The organism is Afifella sp. JA880 (genome assembly GCF_025379905.1).
In the GTDB taxonomy this organism is placed as follows: domain Bacteria; phylum Pseudomonadota; class Alphaproteobacteria; order Rhizobiales; family Afifellaceae; genus Afifella; species Afifella aestuarii.
The window spans coordinates 1,199,647-1,213,631 of record NZ_JAOANH010000001.1; the positions used below are offsets into that span (position 1 = coordinate 1,199,647).

14 protein-coding genes are annotated in these 13,985 nt (G+C 66.3%); all 14 read right to left on the bottom strand.

The window, feature by feature from the left end; translation table 11 throughout:
• Positions 1 to 181: 181 nt before the first annotated feature.
• Positions 182 to 622 (bottom strand): cytochrome c-type biogenesis protein, encoded by a 441-nt coding sequence (locus NYQ83_RS05630; RefSeq protein WP_246008529.1) that lies wholly within the window; start codon positions 620 to 622, stop codon positions 182 to 184.
• Between the two features lie 56 nt (positions 623 to 678).
• A complete protein-coding gene (locus NYQ83_RS05635; protein WP_261213164.1) occupies positions 679 to 2,682 on the bottom strand; it encodes a heme lyase CcmF/NrfE family subunit in 2,004 nt (667 codons plus the stop codon).
• Complete coding sequence (ccmE, locus tag NYQ83_RS05640) at positions 2,682 to 3,134, bottom strand: cytochrome c maturation protein CcmE (RefSeq protein WP_128292612.1); 453 nt, start codon at positions 3,132 to 3,134, stop codon at positions 2,682 to 2,684. Before ccmE ends, NYQ83_RS05635 begins: the two co-directional genes overlap by 1 nt.
• Entirely contained in the window at positions 3,131 to 4,384 is a 1,254-nt protein-coding gene (ccmI, locus tag NYQ83_RS05645) for a c-type cytochrome biogenesis protein CcmI (protein ID WP_261213168.1), read from the bottom strand. Before ccmI ends, ccmE begins: the two co-directional genes overlap by 4 nt.
• 168 nt (positions 4,385 to 4,552) lie before the next feature.
• Positions 4,553 to 5,029, bottom strand: a complete 477-nt coding sequence (locus NYQ83_RS05650; RefSeq protein ID WP_205649907.1) for a glycine zipper 2TM domain-containing protein — start codon at positions 5,027 to 5,029, stop codon at positions 4,553 to 4,555.
• A gap of 127 nt (positions 5,030 to 5,156) precedes the next feature.
• Complete coding sequence (locus NYQ83_RS05655; RefSeq protein WP_261213170.1) at positions 5,157 to 6,587, bottom strand: ATP-binding protein; 1,431 nt, start codon at positions 6,585 to 6,587, stop codon at positions 5,157 to 5,159.
• Positions 6,580 to 7,266: a response regulator transcription factor gene (locus NYQ83_RS05660; RefSeq protein WP_128292609.1), complete on the bottom strand. Its 687-nt coding sequence runs from the start codon at positions 7,264 to 7,266 to the stop codon at positions 6,580 to 6,582. The genes NYQ83_RS05655 and NYQ83_RS05660 overlap by 8 nt, the downstream gene beginning before the upstream one ends.
• 180 nt (positions 7,267 to 7,446) lie before the next feature.
• On the bottom strand, positions 7,447 to 7,722 hold the full coding sequence (locus tag NYQ83_RS05665; RefSeq protein ID WP_261213173.1) for a PepSY domain-containing protein: 276 nt from the start codon (positions 7,720 to 7,722) through the stop codon (positions 7,447 to 7,449).
• A gap of 69 nt (positions 7,723 to 7,791) precedes the next feature.
• Positions 7,792 to 8,238: a type II toxin-antitoxin system HicB family antitoxin gene (locus NYQ83_RS05670; protein ID WP_261213174.1), complete on the bottom strand. Its 447-nt coding sequence runs from the start codon at positions 8,236 to 8,238 to the stop codon at positions 7,792 to 7,794.
• Between the two features lie 7 nt (positions 8,239 to 8,245).
• Positions 8,246 to 8,434: a type II toxin-antitoxin system HicA family toxin gene (locus NYQ83_RS05675; protein WP_261213175.1), complete on the bottom strand. Its 189-nt coding sequence runs from the start codon at positions 8,432 to 8,434 to the stop codon at positions 8,246 to 8,248.
• Between the two features lie 122 nt (positions 8,435 to 8,556).
• Positions 8,557 to 8,757 (bottom strand): hypothetical protein, encoded by a 201-nt coding sequence (locus NYQ83_RS05680; protein ID WP_261213177.1) that lies wholly within the window; start codon positions 8,755 to 8,757, stop codon positions 8,557 to 8,559.
• Positions 8,754 to 9,572 carry a peptidoglycan-binding protein gene (locus tag NYQ83_RS05685; protein ID WP_261213179.1) on the bottom strand — a complete coding sequence of 273 codons (819 nt, stop codon included), beginning with the start codon at positions 9,570 to 9,572 and terminating at the stop codon, positions 8,754 to 8,756. Before NYQ83_RS05685 ends, NYQ83_RS05680 begins: the two co-directional genes overlap by 4 nt.
• A gap of 51 nt (positions 9,573 to 9,623) precedes the next feature.
• A complete protein-coding gene (locus NYQ83_RS05690; protein WP_261213180.1) occupies positions 9,624 to 13,526 on the bottom strand; it encodes a glycoside hydrolase/phage tail family protein in 3,903 nt (1,300 codons plus the stop codon).
• Positions 13,526 to 13,984, bottom strand: coding sequence for an NlpC/P60 family protein (locus NYQ83_RS05695; protein ID WP_261213182.1), 459 nt, complete (start codon positions 13,982 to 13,984; stop codon positions 13,526 to 13,528). The genes NYQ83_RS05690 and NYQ83_RS05695 overlap by 1 nt, the downstream gene beginning before the upstream one ends.
• Position 13,985: the final 1 nt, after the last annotated feature.

Here is a 13,985-nt window from a genome sequence, read left to right on the forward strand (position 1 = left end):
TCGATCGCAGTTCTGATCGATCCGCGATCTCCCGGCAAGGCAGCGGGCGTCCTTGTTGCAACTGCTGCGGCTGGCCGGAAGCTTTCAAAGCGCCCTGCGACCCGCGGGCCACACTTGCCGCGGAGCAAAGTCCGCCCACAAGAACCTCAGGCGCTTTCCAGACGATGGAGGTGCAGTGGCTCTAGTACTTCTTCAAAATATCGGCGAGCGCTCGCTCCTCGGAGGCGGAGAGCTTCGATTCCGATAGGACGCCCGTTCCGCGGAAGCGGATGAAGAGCGCGATGCCGCCGATCAGAAGCACGATCACCGGCGCCGCCCACAGAATCAGATTCTTCCAGTCGAGCACGGGTCGCAGCAGCACGAACTCGCCGTAGCGGTCGACCAGGAACTTCTTCACCTCTTCGTCGGTGTCGCCGGCCTTGATGCGCTCGCGCACGAGAAGGCGCAGATCCTTGGCGAGGTCGGCGTTGGAATCGTCGATCGATTCGTTCTGGCAGACGAGGCAGCGCAGATGTTCGGAAAGGTCGCGCGCGCGCGCCTCCAGCTTCGGATCCTTCAGCATCTCGTCGGGCTCGACCGCCCAGGCCTGCGAGACGAGGTCGAAGCCGCCGCCCCTTTGCAGCGCTCCTCCTGCGGGAAGAAGCAGCGCCGTAAGAGCAAGCGCGATCAAGAAGCGTTTCACGCCTTTGCCTCCTGCAGACGCTTGGCGCGTGCGGGTTTGGCGACACCGATGCGGAAGCGCCGGTCAGAGAGGGACACCGTCCCGCCGATCGCCATCAAAACCGCACCCAGCCAGATGAAGGTGACGAGCGGCTTGTAGTAGGCGCGCACGGTGAGCGAGCCGTCATCGTGCTGATCGCCGATCGACACGTAAAGCTGCGAGAACCAGAAGGTCTTGATCGCCGCTTCCGTGGTCGACATCTGACGCGTGGAATAGAAGCGTTTCGCCGGCGCCATGGCGAGAAGAGCCTCACCGTTGCGGGACACGACGAAGCGGTAGAGCTCCTCGCGGTAATTGTTCTCCGTATGCGGCACGTAATCCTGATAGGTCAGCGTGTAGCCGCCGGTTTCCAGAGATTCGCCGGGCTTCACGGAGACGATCGTCTCGGTCTGATAGGTCGTCGTGGCGACGATGCCGATCACCGTCACGCCGAGGCCGGCATGGGCGAGCGCCGTCGCAAAGGCCGTCCGCGGCATGCCCGTAAAGCGCGCCCAGGAGGTCTTCAGCGGCATGCGCCCGATGCCGGAGCGATCGATGATCTCGTTGGCGGCGCCGGCGATCAGCCAGATGCCGAGACCGATTCCGACGGGCGCAAGCGGATGCTGCACGCCCTCGATGATCAAGGTCGCCACGAACGCCACGACGGCCAGCACCATGGCGAAAAGCAGGCGTTGTGCGGCCGCAGCGAGATCGCCGCGCTTCCAGGCGAGCATCGGCCCGAAGGGAACGGCCAGAAGCACCGGCACCATCAAAGGCGCGAAGGTGATGTTGTAGAACGGCGCCCCCACCGAAATCTTGTCCTTGGTGAGCGCTTCCAGAACGAGCGGATAGAGCGTGCCGGCGAAGACCGTCGCCGTTGCCGCCACCAGGAAGAGATTGTTGTAGAGAAGCGCGCCCTCACGGCTGATCGGCGCGAACAGGCCGCCCTGTTTCAGCTCTGGCGCCCGCCAGGCGAAAAGCGCCAGCGACCCGCCGATGAAGAGCACCAGGATTGCCAGGATGAAGACGCCGCGCGTCGGGTCCGTCGCGAAGGCGTGCACCGAGGTGAGCACGCCGGAGCGCACCAGAAACGTGCCGAGCAGCGACAGCGAGAAGGTGAGGATCGCCAGAAGGATCGTCCAGATCTTGAGGGCGCCCCGCTTCTCCATGACGATCGCGGAATGCAGAAGAGCGGTTCCCGCCAACCACGGCATGAAGGAGGCGTTCTCGACGGGATCCCAGAACCACCAGCCGCCCCAGCCGAGCTCGTAATAGGCCCAGTAGGAGCCCATGGCGATGCCGAGCGTCAGGAAGATCCAGGCCATCAGCGTCCAGGGCCTGACCCAGCGCGCCCAGGCGGCATCGACGCGGCCTTCGATGAGCGCAGCGGCGGCAAACGAAAAGACGATCGAGAAGCCGACATAGCCGAGATAGAGAAGCGGCGGATGAATGGCGAGGCCGACATCCTGCAGGATCGGGTTGAGATCGCGCCCCTCGCCCGGCGCCGGCGTCAAGCGCAGGAACGGGTTCGAAGTGGTCAGGATGAAGAGCAGAAACGCCGTCGCGACCCAGCCCTGCACGGCGAGCACGCGCGCCTTCAACGTCACCGGCAGATTGCCGCCGAAGGCCGCCACCAGCGCTCCGAAGAGCGACAGGATCAGGACCCACAGCATCATGGAGCCTTCGTGATTGCCCCACACGCCGGAAATCTTGAACAGAAGCGGCTTCGCCGAATGCGAGTTCTCCCAGACATTCGCCACGGAGAAATCGGAATTCACATAGGCGACGGTGAGCGCGCCGAAGGCGAAGGCCACATACAGAAAGCCGACGAGGGTCGAGACGGTCCCCACCCGCATCAGCCGGTTGTCGCGCGCCGAAGCGCCCCACAGAGGCACCGTCGACTGAATGAGCGACAGCGCCAACGCCAGAACGAGCGCGTAATGGCCGAGTTCAGCGATCGAAAAGCCAGACATCGAAGACATCACTGCGTCGCTGTCTCTTGGTTATGCTTCCACAGGCCCTGCGATTTCAGGGAATCGGCGACCTCGCGCGGCATGTAATTCTCATCATGCTTGGCGAGCACGCTGTCGGCATGGAAGCTGCCGTCGGGCTCCATCCGGCCTTCGGCCACGACGCCCTGCCCTTCGCGGAACAGATCCGGCAGGATGCCGCGATACATGACCGGCACGACCTGCGCCGTATCGGTGATGGAGAAGAAGACTTCGCCGTCCTTCTCACGCTTCACCGACCCTTCGGCGACAAGGCCGCCGAGCCGGATGCGCGAACCCGGGGCGATGTTCTTTTCGGCGAGTTCGCTCGGCGCGTAGAAGAAGACGATCTGGTCGTTGAGTGCATAGGCCACCAGGCCGACGGCGCTCGCAAGCACCAATCCGGCTCCGGCAATGAGCGACAAACGGCGTTGTTTGCGGGTCATTGCGTCATCTCCTCCATGCCCGGGAGACGCAGGTCCTGGGCGAGCTGAGCGATTTCACGCCGCTTCTCCCTGTCGGAGACCGACGCAAGGGCCGTGCGTGCGGCCTCGGCGGCATCTTCGCGCCGTCCGAGCACGGCGTAGGAGCGGACGAGCTGCAGCCAGCCATCCGCATCGTCGGGCTTCTTCTCGAGACGATCGGCCAGATTGTCGACCATCCCCTCGATCATTGCCATGCGATCTTCAGGAGCCATGGCGCCGGCGGCATCCATTTCCTCCTGGCTCGGCCCACGCGCGGGCGTCGCAGCAGGCGGCGCATCCGCGCCGGCCCGCGCGCTCGGCGCGTTCTCGCGCAAAGGCCCGAGCGCCGGCTTGTTCGGCTTGGCGAAAAGCGCTGCTGCCGTGTCCTTCTCCGCCCGCTCGATGCGCGCCACCGTTTCTTCGATCGCCGGCCGCCAGGCGGCATCGACGGGTGCGTCGTCGAGAAGCGCGTGCAAGGCGGTCGTGGCGCCCTCGTTGTCGCCTTCCTGCTCCATGGCGAGAGCCAGATAGAAACGGGCCTTGGCCGTATCGCTGTCGAGCTCGGCACCCGATTCGGCGGAGGCTTCAAAAGCTTTGCGCGCTTCGTCGGTGACGATACCGCCGGAGGCCATGACGAGCGCTTCGCCGAGCGCCGTCTGCCGCGCTGGCGTGGAGCCGCCGAGGCGGATCACGTTGCGATAGGCGCGCGCGGCGTCGACCGGGCGGCCGAGACGCGAATAGACGGGCGCCAGCACCTCCCAGCCACGCGCATCGTCGGGATTGCGCGCCAGATGGTCTTCCACGCGTCCGACGAGAAGCGAAATGTTCTTGCTGTCCGGCGCATCGCCGAGACGCGCCTGCAAGGGCTCGTCGGGCAGGCCCGGAGAGCCCTGCGCGAGATAAAGCCCGAGGCCGAGGAGCGGGATGCCGACGAGTGCGACGGCAGCCGTCGCCGCGCGCCGGAAGCCGCCACCGGCGGTGGCCGTGCGCGCCGCCTCGCGGCGATCCGCAGCGATCAGACGGCGGCCGATCTCGGCCCTCGCCGCTTCGGCCTCTTCAGGCCCGATCCGGCCAGCCTCGCGATCGCGCTCGAGCTCGTCGAGCTGTCGGCGGTAAACTGCCGCATCATAGTTTTCGCGCGAATCGACGGGTTTTCCCTCCCGCAGGAGAGGAACAACGACGGCCAGAACAGCGATGACCGTGAAGATTGCAATCGCCAACCAGAGAAGCATGAGATCTCAAGCTCTTAACTTGGGCTAGATGTACCCGTCCAAAGCCCGGGTCACAATGCGACGAACACGCTTTCGTCTAGATAGGATGCCCAAGAACCTCGCGGCAGGTCACTTTTTCAGGCCGCGGCACAACACCGCGGCCTGGGATCACAAAGAACGCTACCGAGCTCAGCTCACCGGACGCCAGGTGCCGTCCGGCTGACGGCAGGCCGTGCCGCGGGCCACCTGCGGCGAGCCTTCGATATAGATCGTGTGCGCATAGTCGCGGCAATCGACGGAATTGATCTGGTAGGTCTGTCCCGGAACGATTTCGCCGCGGTAATTGCCAGAGCTCGCCTGCCACTGAACCGGACGGCCCGGCGCACCGTATTCGAGCGCCTGGTATTCGGCCGCAAGCGCCTGCTGACGGGCCTGCTGGTCCATATTCGCGCCGACGCGGTTGCCGATCAGGCCGCCGGCGAGTGCGCCGATCGCGGTTGCCGCGACACGACCCGAACCATGGCCGATCTGGTTGCCGAGAACGCCACCGACCACGGCACCGCCGAGGGTGCCGATGCCCTCGCGCTGCCCCATTCCCCCGGGCTCGGTCTGGCAAGCGGTGAGAAACAGAGCACCGATCGCGGCACTCGTCACTGCAAGTCTCATTGAACAATCCTCTCGAAAAAACCCCTCGGCCAATCCATGGCAGATCGAGCGAACCGGTTCCAGAGCAGGATGGCAAAATTGCGGTCGGAGGCCTCTTCACCTTTCAAGGAGCAGACGTTCCGACGGCCTATCCGTTCTTTTCCGCCACCGGCAGGTCGAGCACGGCCTTCAGGCCTCCTTCGGGCGCCGCCTCCAAGGTCAAAGCGCCGCCATAGATGCGGGCGAGTTCGTCCACGATCGACAGGCCGAGACCGGAGCCCGGCTTCGTCTCGTCGAGCCGCATGCCGCGGGCCAGAACCTTCTTGCGCTCGTCCGGCGCGAGCCCCGGCCCGTCATCGGTGATGATGAGCCGCGCGCGCCGCGCATTGCCGTCGCCGGCGGGCAGGCACGAGAGCGTCACCTCAGAGCGCGCCCATTTGCAGGCATTGTCGAGGAGGTTTCCGACCATCTCTTCGAGATCCTGCTTCTCGCCCCGGAAGATGAGCGTTGCCGGACAATGCACGCTGATCTCGAGCGGACGGTCGCGGCCATGCACCTTCTGCATGACGCGCGCCAGGGCCTCCACCACGGGCGCCACCGGCGTCATGGCGCCGATGACGTTCGTCTGCGCGGCGATGCGGGCCCGGTCGAGATGATGGCCGATCTGGCCGCGCATCACCTCCACCTGACGGCCGACGCGCTCGGCAAGCTCGCCCTCGCCCGCCTCCGCCTCGTTCTGCAGAATGGCGAGCGGGGTCTTCAGCGCATGCGCAAGGTTGCCGACATGGCGGCGGGCCCGTTCCACGATCTCGCGATTGGAAAGGATGAGCGCATCGAGATCTTCGGCAAGCGGGGCGATTTCGTCGGGCCACTGGCCGCCGAGGCTGACGCGTTCGCCGCGTCGGACCTCCTGCAAGGCGGCGCGCACATCGCGCAAGGGTCGAAGCCCGAAGCGAATCAGGACGGCCGCGCCGATCGCGAGAAGCAGTCCGAAGATGCCGAGCGTGATCGCCACGATGGTGGTGAATCTGGAAATATCGCGCGCCACGCCGCGGGCATCGCCGGCCACCAGCACCGCAAGGCGCTTGCCGTCCGGCTTGGTGATCTGGCGTTCCACGGCTCTGAGGCCGCGTCCCCCGGGCCCCTCGAAAGAAAGGCGGCGCGGCCGCCCGTCCGGGTCGGGCAGATCGTCGACGGCGAGATGATCGCCGAAGAGCGACGGCGAGGCTGTCAGAACCGCGCCGGTCTCCATGTCGCGGATCTGCCAGTACCAGCCCGATTGCGGCAGGGAAAAGCGCGGCTCGCCGAGCGCCACCTGCGTTTCGCTCGGCCCCTCGCCCGAGGCGACGACGGCGCCGACGAGCGCCTTGTGCAGTGCCACCAGGCGGAAATCGAAACTGCGCTGCAGGCTGTCGCGGAAAAGCGAAATGAAGAGAATGGCGGCGAGAAGCAGCGCGACCGTCGTACCGGCCGCCGCGATGATGGCGAGCCGCAGGCTGAGCGAGCCCTGCCCTTTGGCCCGCCCCTCGGACGTGCTGCGCCTGAGCCCCCAGCTTCTCGGATGCAGCCGCTCAAGCATCGGCGCCGTCGGTCTCGCCCCCCGGCGGATCGATGCGGTAGCCGAGCCCGCGCACCGTCTCGATCAGATCGATGCCGAGCTTCTTTCTGAGACGCCCGACGAAAACTTCGATCGTGTTGGAATCACGGTCGAAATCCTGATCGTAAAGATGCTCCGTCAGCTCCGTGCGCGAGATCGTCTTGCCGCGATGGTGCATCAAATATTCGAGCACCTTGTATTCGTGCGAGGTGAGCTTCACCGGGTTGCCGTCGACCGTCACGCGGCTCGCCCTCAAATCGAGGCGCACGGGCCCGGCGGTGAGGTCGTTCGAGGCATGGCCGGCGGCGCGTCGCACGAGCGCGCGCACGCGCGCCAGAACCTCCTCCATATGGAAGGGCTTGGCGACATAATCGTCGGCGCCGGCGTCGATCCCCTGCACCTTGTCGGACCAGCGGTCGCGCGCCGTCAGGATGAGGACGGGCATGGTGCGCCCCTCGCGGCGCCAGGCTTCCAGAACCGACAGCCCATCCATCTGCGGCAGGCCGAGATCGAGAATCACGGCGTCGTAGGGCTCCGTCTCGCCGAGAAAATGGCCGTCCTCACCGTCGAGCGCGGCATCGACCGCATAACCCTGCTCGGTGAGCGCGCTCACCATCTGACGGTTCAGATTCTCGTCGTCCTCCACGACCAAAATGCGCATGAGAGCCTTCGCCTTTCGTCTCTGCTCGGGATTTATCACCCGCGATCGGGATCCCTTTTGACCGGCCTCTTACCCGGCCTTTTTCGCGGTCTCGTATTCGCCGGCCCGTATTCTCCAGGGCCGTGTTCGTCGGCCACGCTCCGCCGGCCGCGATTCGTCTTCGGAAATCTATCTCTTTGCCTAACGCGCCGGAATGTTGACGCGCTGGAGCCTTCCGTCCGGACCGAGCACGGAGGCCTGATAGACATAGCCGCCGCCCGCCTCGCACAATTTGACGTCGACGACCTCGCCGGAAATTCCGGCGCGCCGGAGCGCCTGCGACAGCGGCACGGCCTGGCCGGACGCCACCACCTGGCGCGCCTCGCCGGGGCCAAGACAGGCAGCAGCCGCCTCCCCGGCCACCAGAAGCGACAGGAGAAGGGCGAAGACCGACAGGAAGGAGCGCAACATCATCATGCCTGTCTCATAACACGAGCGGCTGAATGCGGGCTGAATGGGGAGGAGAGTTTCTGGAAAGATCCAGCCCTATGCGGCCTCTGGAAATGAGATATCGAAGGCAAGTGGTACGCCGATCGCCTCGAAAGCCGCCTCGAGCTGGTCGAGCTGTGATTTGTGATCCAGACGAAACAGTCGGTCCACCTGCTCACGGTGCCAGCCGAGCCTTCTTGAAAGCTCCGCACGGGTCACGCCCTTGGATTTGGAGAGCATATACAGCAGCGCCTTGAGAAAGATCAGCGCCGGTAACTGCACAGAATAACCATGTCTGCTCGGTTCGTGATGCGGCGCAGGAATCGCCTCTCCATCTGCAATGCGCGCGGCGATCGCCTCCTCGATGGCCTTCAAACCACTCTGGCAGGCTTCTTCCTTCGTCTCACCGAAAGTCGTGATCTCGGGGAATTCAGGCACCGAGACGAGCCAGCTCAAAGTCCCGTCTTCAGCTTCGTCCATTTCGATGGCGATTTCGTAGTACATGGACACGTCACTTTATCCCGAGATCCTTGAGAATACGGGCAACGAGGCCCTTTCCGAGTTCCTTGCTCGAGCCATGGATCGGAATGACCGCCTTGCGGTTGCCCCGCCGAACAGTCTGATGCCCGCTGCCGCCTCTGTGAGTCTCGAACTTGCAGCCATGGTCTTTCAAGAGCTTGCGGAGTTCAGCAGAGTTCATCGGAACATATCGCCCGCCACACCACTGTGGAAGTCCACACGAGTGTGGACGGGGCGACTGCCTATTTCAAGTTGATTGTGTGCAGCTCCCGGATGCAAACATTCGAGAGTCTCCGCATCCCCTCACACATTCGCCCGGTCCTTCACGAAATAACCGACGAGCAGCGCCAGCGCCGGGGCGAGCGGGGCCCAGATCTCCGGATCGGCGAATTCGGGAAAATGCCGCGCCACGAGAAGCTGGGCGAGATTGGCGAGCGAGGCGGCAAACGTCGCCGCGGTCAGCTTGTTGGTCGGCAGGAGCGTCGGCTGAGTGACGGTGGTCATGAGATTTTTCCTCCAGACAGAAAAATGGCCGCTGCGAGAGCGGCCAGGACGCAAAGCGTGAGAAAGATCAGGCCCCAGGCCGGCACAGCGTGGCCCGCCTCAGGCGCGGGGCGCATCGCGGCGCCCGCCTTCAGCGCCGGCAGTTCCGAGAGCGCGGCATGCAGCTCGTGAAGCGTCTTCGCGCCGGCGATGTCGTCGGGGGTGAGGCCGCGGGCGGCCTGAAAGCGTTTCACCGCCCCCTTCGTCAGCTCCTGGCCGAGGAGCACGAGCGCGGCGCGCACATAAAGCCGCCGCCGGTCGGCGAGGCCGTTCGTCCCGCCATTGATCGCCCGCGTCAGGCCGATCAGATCGCCGACCGCGGCAAGCCGGCCGAGATCGCGGCTCTCCCAGTACCAGAGCGCCGACACGAAGGCCCATGGAAAGGCCGCCAGGCGGTTCGGCTCGGCTAAAAAATCCGGCGCATCGGCAACACGCTCTTTCGCCCAGGCCGCAAAGGCCACCACATTCGCCCGTCCCGTCACCTGGATGAGCCCGCGGCCGCGGTAGCGATAGCCGTCGCCGTCCGCCTCCGGCGTGTTGCCGAGATCGGTGCGCGTGTCGTAGCGCCGCTGCGCCGCCGTCGGCCCCCAGATCTCTTCCAGATAGCGAAAGCGCCCGCTCTCATGGCCGATCTGCGCCAGAAACGCGGCGAGCATCTCCGGCCGGTCGAGCCCGAAAGCGGCTCCGTGCCGGGCAAGCCCCTCGGCCACGCCTTCCAGAATGCCGGCGCGCGCTCTCGCGCCCGCGATCACGCGCAGGTTGTTGACGGCGATCATGCCGCTCTCCCTCTCTGTATTTGAAAAGCCTTGTCTCGGTGCCGCCGCCAGTCAGAGGCGAAGCGTCGCCTCGGCCGCAAAGCCCGGCCCGATCGTCTCCGAGAGCTGTGCGACACGCACGGTCAGCACCTCCGGCAAAGCGCCGAAATCGGCGAGCTGCGCGGCGGCGGCATAGGCAAAGCCCGGACCTGCCGTTTCCACCCCGCGCCGCACGGCACCGCCGTCCAAAATCTCCAGACGATAGGCTTCTCGTGTCTCGTTGAGCGGCACGTCGGCGAGCGCCCAGCTGTCGCCGCCAAAGCGCGTGCGCCGGATCCAGGACAGCGCCACATCGCCCGTCGCGGAAACGCGCCTTGCCCGCAGATGCACCGGGCTCGCCGGCTTCAGCCCCCGCCCCTCGGGCGTGACGGCGATCTCCACGAAACTCGCCGCCGCATGGCTTTCGGCGATCGGCCCGATGCGCAGGCGCTTGTCCCGCCCGATCGCATCGAGCCCCATCGGCAGGACGGAAACGGCGTCGTTCAACAGCACGAAAGCATTGCCGGCGCTCGCACCCGCCGCCATCGCGGTCTCGCTGCCGCCCTGCCCGCGCAACAGCCGGGCGAGACGATAGCGGCGGGTCCCGATCAGCTCGGCCGTGGTGAATTGCAAAATTTCCCAGCTGCCATCATCGGCTTTGACCGCCGCGAGATTGCCGCCCGCCAGCACATCGATCTCCGGCAGCGAGGCGAGCGCCCCGCCATAGAGCGTCACCTCCGGCACATTGGCACGGTCGAAGCGGCCGAGCGGGCCGGGCCTCAGAGCCGTCACCAGCCGGCCGCAGGTGGCACGGGTCGCAATCGTCGAGAGAAAGGAAAAACCGCCCCCCGCCTCTCCCTGATAGACGGCGAGCGTGCCGGGCCATGGCTCGGCGAAGGCCGCCAGCCGCGGCTGATGCGCCTTTTCGCCATCGGCCGGCGCCGGCAGCTCCATCACATGGACGAGCGGCGGACCATAGGCCGGCGGCGTCACGACCCCCGGCGGGGTCGGCGTGGCCGGCACCATCGCCTTCCGCCGCAACGTCACCCGCCGTGCCTCCACCTCACGTGCCTCGCCATCGGCAATCCGCGTCACCAGAAACGTGTCGGACCTCCCCTCCAGGGTGAGCCGCACCGCATCGCCCGCATCGAGCGCGGAAAAACTCGGCGGGAGCGCGAAGGAAATCTCCTCACGCCCCCGCCACAGATCGGCGAGCATCGCCTCGGCGAGCGCTTCGGCCTCCGCATCGCGCGCCACGATCGGCAGATCGAGCGTCAGGACGCGCCGGCTTCCCCCGGCGAGCCGGCGCGAATGCGCCGCCGCCATGCGGTAATCGTTGTCGGGAGACAGCGTGCGCAGTGCCACTTCCGCGGCAAGCTCCGTCTCCTGCGCCCGCCGCCGCGTCGTCAGCGGCGCATCGGCCGCATCGACGAGCCGCGTGTCCGACAGGCTCACATCGAGCGGCCGCGCGCGCCCGCGAAAGCGGATTGTCGTGCCGGCATCCGCCGCATCGACACCATAGGCGGACAAAAGCGGTTCGAGCGTCGCGCGCGCCGACGACCGCTCGCTGACGACGAAACCTTCGACGAGCCCATGCACATCGGCGACTTCCGCCGCATCGAAACCGTGATCCGACAGCACCGCCTCGATCAGACGGGCAAGGTCCATGGCGCCGAGCCGTCCGTTGAGCCAGTGTCCGAACCGCCAGTTCGGCGCATCGCCCCAGACATCCTCGAGCGCGGGAAACCAGGGATAGGGCCGCGCATCCCAGGTCCAGAGTGTGAGATGCGCCGGATCGACCATCGGACCGTTCGGCCCATCCCGGTTCATCCCCGCATAATCGGTGTGGCTCGGGTCATAGGCGGACAGAAGCGCCTCGATCGTGCGCCGCTGGATCAGATCATCGCGCTCGCCCGCGGAAAAATGCGGCAACGCGCCTTCTGAGGATTTTGGATCGTAAAAAACGTTCGGCTGGTTCGCGCCCTTATCGACGGCCGGACAGCCGAATTCGGTGAACCAGATCGGTTTCGACGACGGCAGCCAAGCCGTCGGCGTCACCTGTTCCACGCCGCCGGGCCGGTCGTAATGCCGGTTCTCCCACCAGCTCTCGATATCCTTGAAGCGGAACACCCAGGGCTTCCCCGCCGCCCCGTCGGTGATCGGGCTGCGCCGCTGCGCTCTGCGGTCCTCGTCGGAAGCGTAATACCAGTCGAAGCCTTCGCCGGCGGCGAGGTTCTTGCGCAGGTAATCGCAGCGGTAGATCGACCTCCCCTCTGCCTCGTCGGCATGGCCCGGTTCGTCGCGCCAGTCGGCGAGCGGCCAGTAGACATCGATGCCAACGAAATCGGCCTCCGCCCAGAACGGATCGAGATGGAAGAAAACATCGCCCGTCCCGTCCGCCGGCTGGTGGCCGAAATATTCCGACCAGTCCGCCGCATAGGAGATCTTTGTCGCCGCCCCCAGAACCTGCCGGCATTCGCCCAGAAGGACGCGCAGCGCTTCGACGAAGGGATAGCGGTTCGCTTGCCCGCGGATCTGGCTCAGCGCCACCATCTCGGAGCCGACCAGAAACGCGTCGACACCGCCCGCCGCCTTCGCCAGATGCGCATTGTGCAGGATGAAGCGGCGATAGCGCCATTCCGCCGGGCCCGAATAGGAGACGCCCCCGGCGCCCCCAGCGCCCACCGAAAACTGGCTGAGCGACGCCCCGCCCAGAAACGCCGCGATCTCGCCTGCTGCCGTCGCACTCTTGTCGGGCGAGCCGGCGCGCCCCGGCGCCACCGACAGCGTGATGCGCCCGCGCCAGGGATAGGGCGGCTGGCCCGTCTCGCCGCTGCGCGGATCGGGAAGCGCATTGCCCGCCGCGACATCCATCAGGATGAAGGGCAGAAGCGCCACCTTCAGGCCGCGCGCGGTCAATTCGCGGATCGCCCGGATGACGGTCTCGTCGCTCGGCGTGCCGCCATAGGCCGCCCGTCCGTCGATATAGGAGACGACCTCCGCCTCGCCGCGGGAAAGCCCCGCCACCGACCAGTCGCCGTCGCTCACCCTCTTCTGCGCGTTATCGACCATCGGCTGGATCAGGCAGGCCGGCGCGCGCAGGTCGTTGCCGAACCAGCCGACCACCAGCGTCACCCATTCAAGCCGCGGGCAGAGATCCATGAGCTCGTCGAGCGAGGTTTCGAAATCCGCCTGTTCGCGCTGGGCATGGGCGTTCGCCGTCGCATAGGTGCCGGGATCGCCCTCGCGCAGCCGGACCGCCGTATCATAGACGAATTCGCCCGCCCCCGGGATCATGCAGACGGCGCGGATGTCCTTCTCGATGCTGCCGACGGGGCGCAAAATCTCAAAGGAAAGCTGCGGAATGCGGTTGCCGAATTCCGCCAACGCCAGGCGTTCGAAGACGACATAGGCGGTGCCGCGATAGGCGGGCGCGTCCCCCTCATGCGCGGCAATCAGCGGATCGGGCATCTGGTCCTCGCCGCCCTTATAAATCCGCAGGGTGACGAGCGAGGGATCGAGCGGCGTCCCGTCCGCCCAGATGCGGCCGATATGCGCCACCTCGCCCGCGCAAAGCGCCACGGCAAAATTGGCGAAATAGCTGTAGGTGGTCGTCGTCACGCGGCTGCCGCCGCCGCCCTTGCCGCCGGTCCTTTGCGTCTCCGTCGTCGCGACTTCCTCAAAATCCGTCGCCCAGATCACCTGGCCTGCAAGCCGCACGCGCCCATAGACGCGCGGGATCGGCGCGCCCTCCGTCGATCCCTGCACCGTAAGATCGGAAAGCCGCGCGCCCTCCGCCTTGCGCTCGGTGGAAAATACGCTCCGGTCGATCGCATAGCCCGCAAGCGCACCGAGCGCGCGTCCGGCGATCGCTCCCACCCCGCCGAAAATGCCGCCGAGGCTCGCGCCCGCAGCGCTCAAGAGAAGCGTCGCCATCAGCCGTCCTCCCAATCCACATCGTCGCGGCCCGGAAAGGCGAAGGCATAGGCGATGCGCCGCCGCCAGGCGGGCACGAGTGCAACCTCGGCCACCGCCGCCCCTTCATGGGCGTGGATCATCGTCATCCCGCCGGTAAGGATCGCGGCATGCTTTGCCGGCAGCCCCCTTCGCCAACGGAAGAGGAGCACGTCGCCGGCACGCGCTGCCGCAATCTCGATCTCGCAAAGATGCCGACGTGCGGCCTCCACCAGTGTCTCGCGCCCCGCCGCCTCCGCCCAGTCGGGCGTATAGGCGGGCGGCATCTCCGCCTCCTCGCCATAGAGATCGCCCCACACACCGCGCACGAGGCCGAGACAGTCGGCGCCGATACCGCACAAACAGGCCTGATGGCGGTAGGGCGTACCGATCCAGCCTCTCGCCGCCGCCACGATTTCTTCGCGTGCGACCGGTCTCATT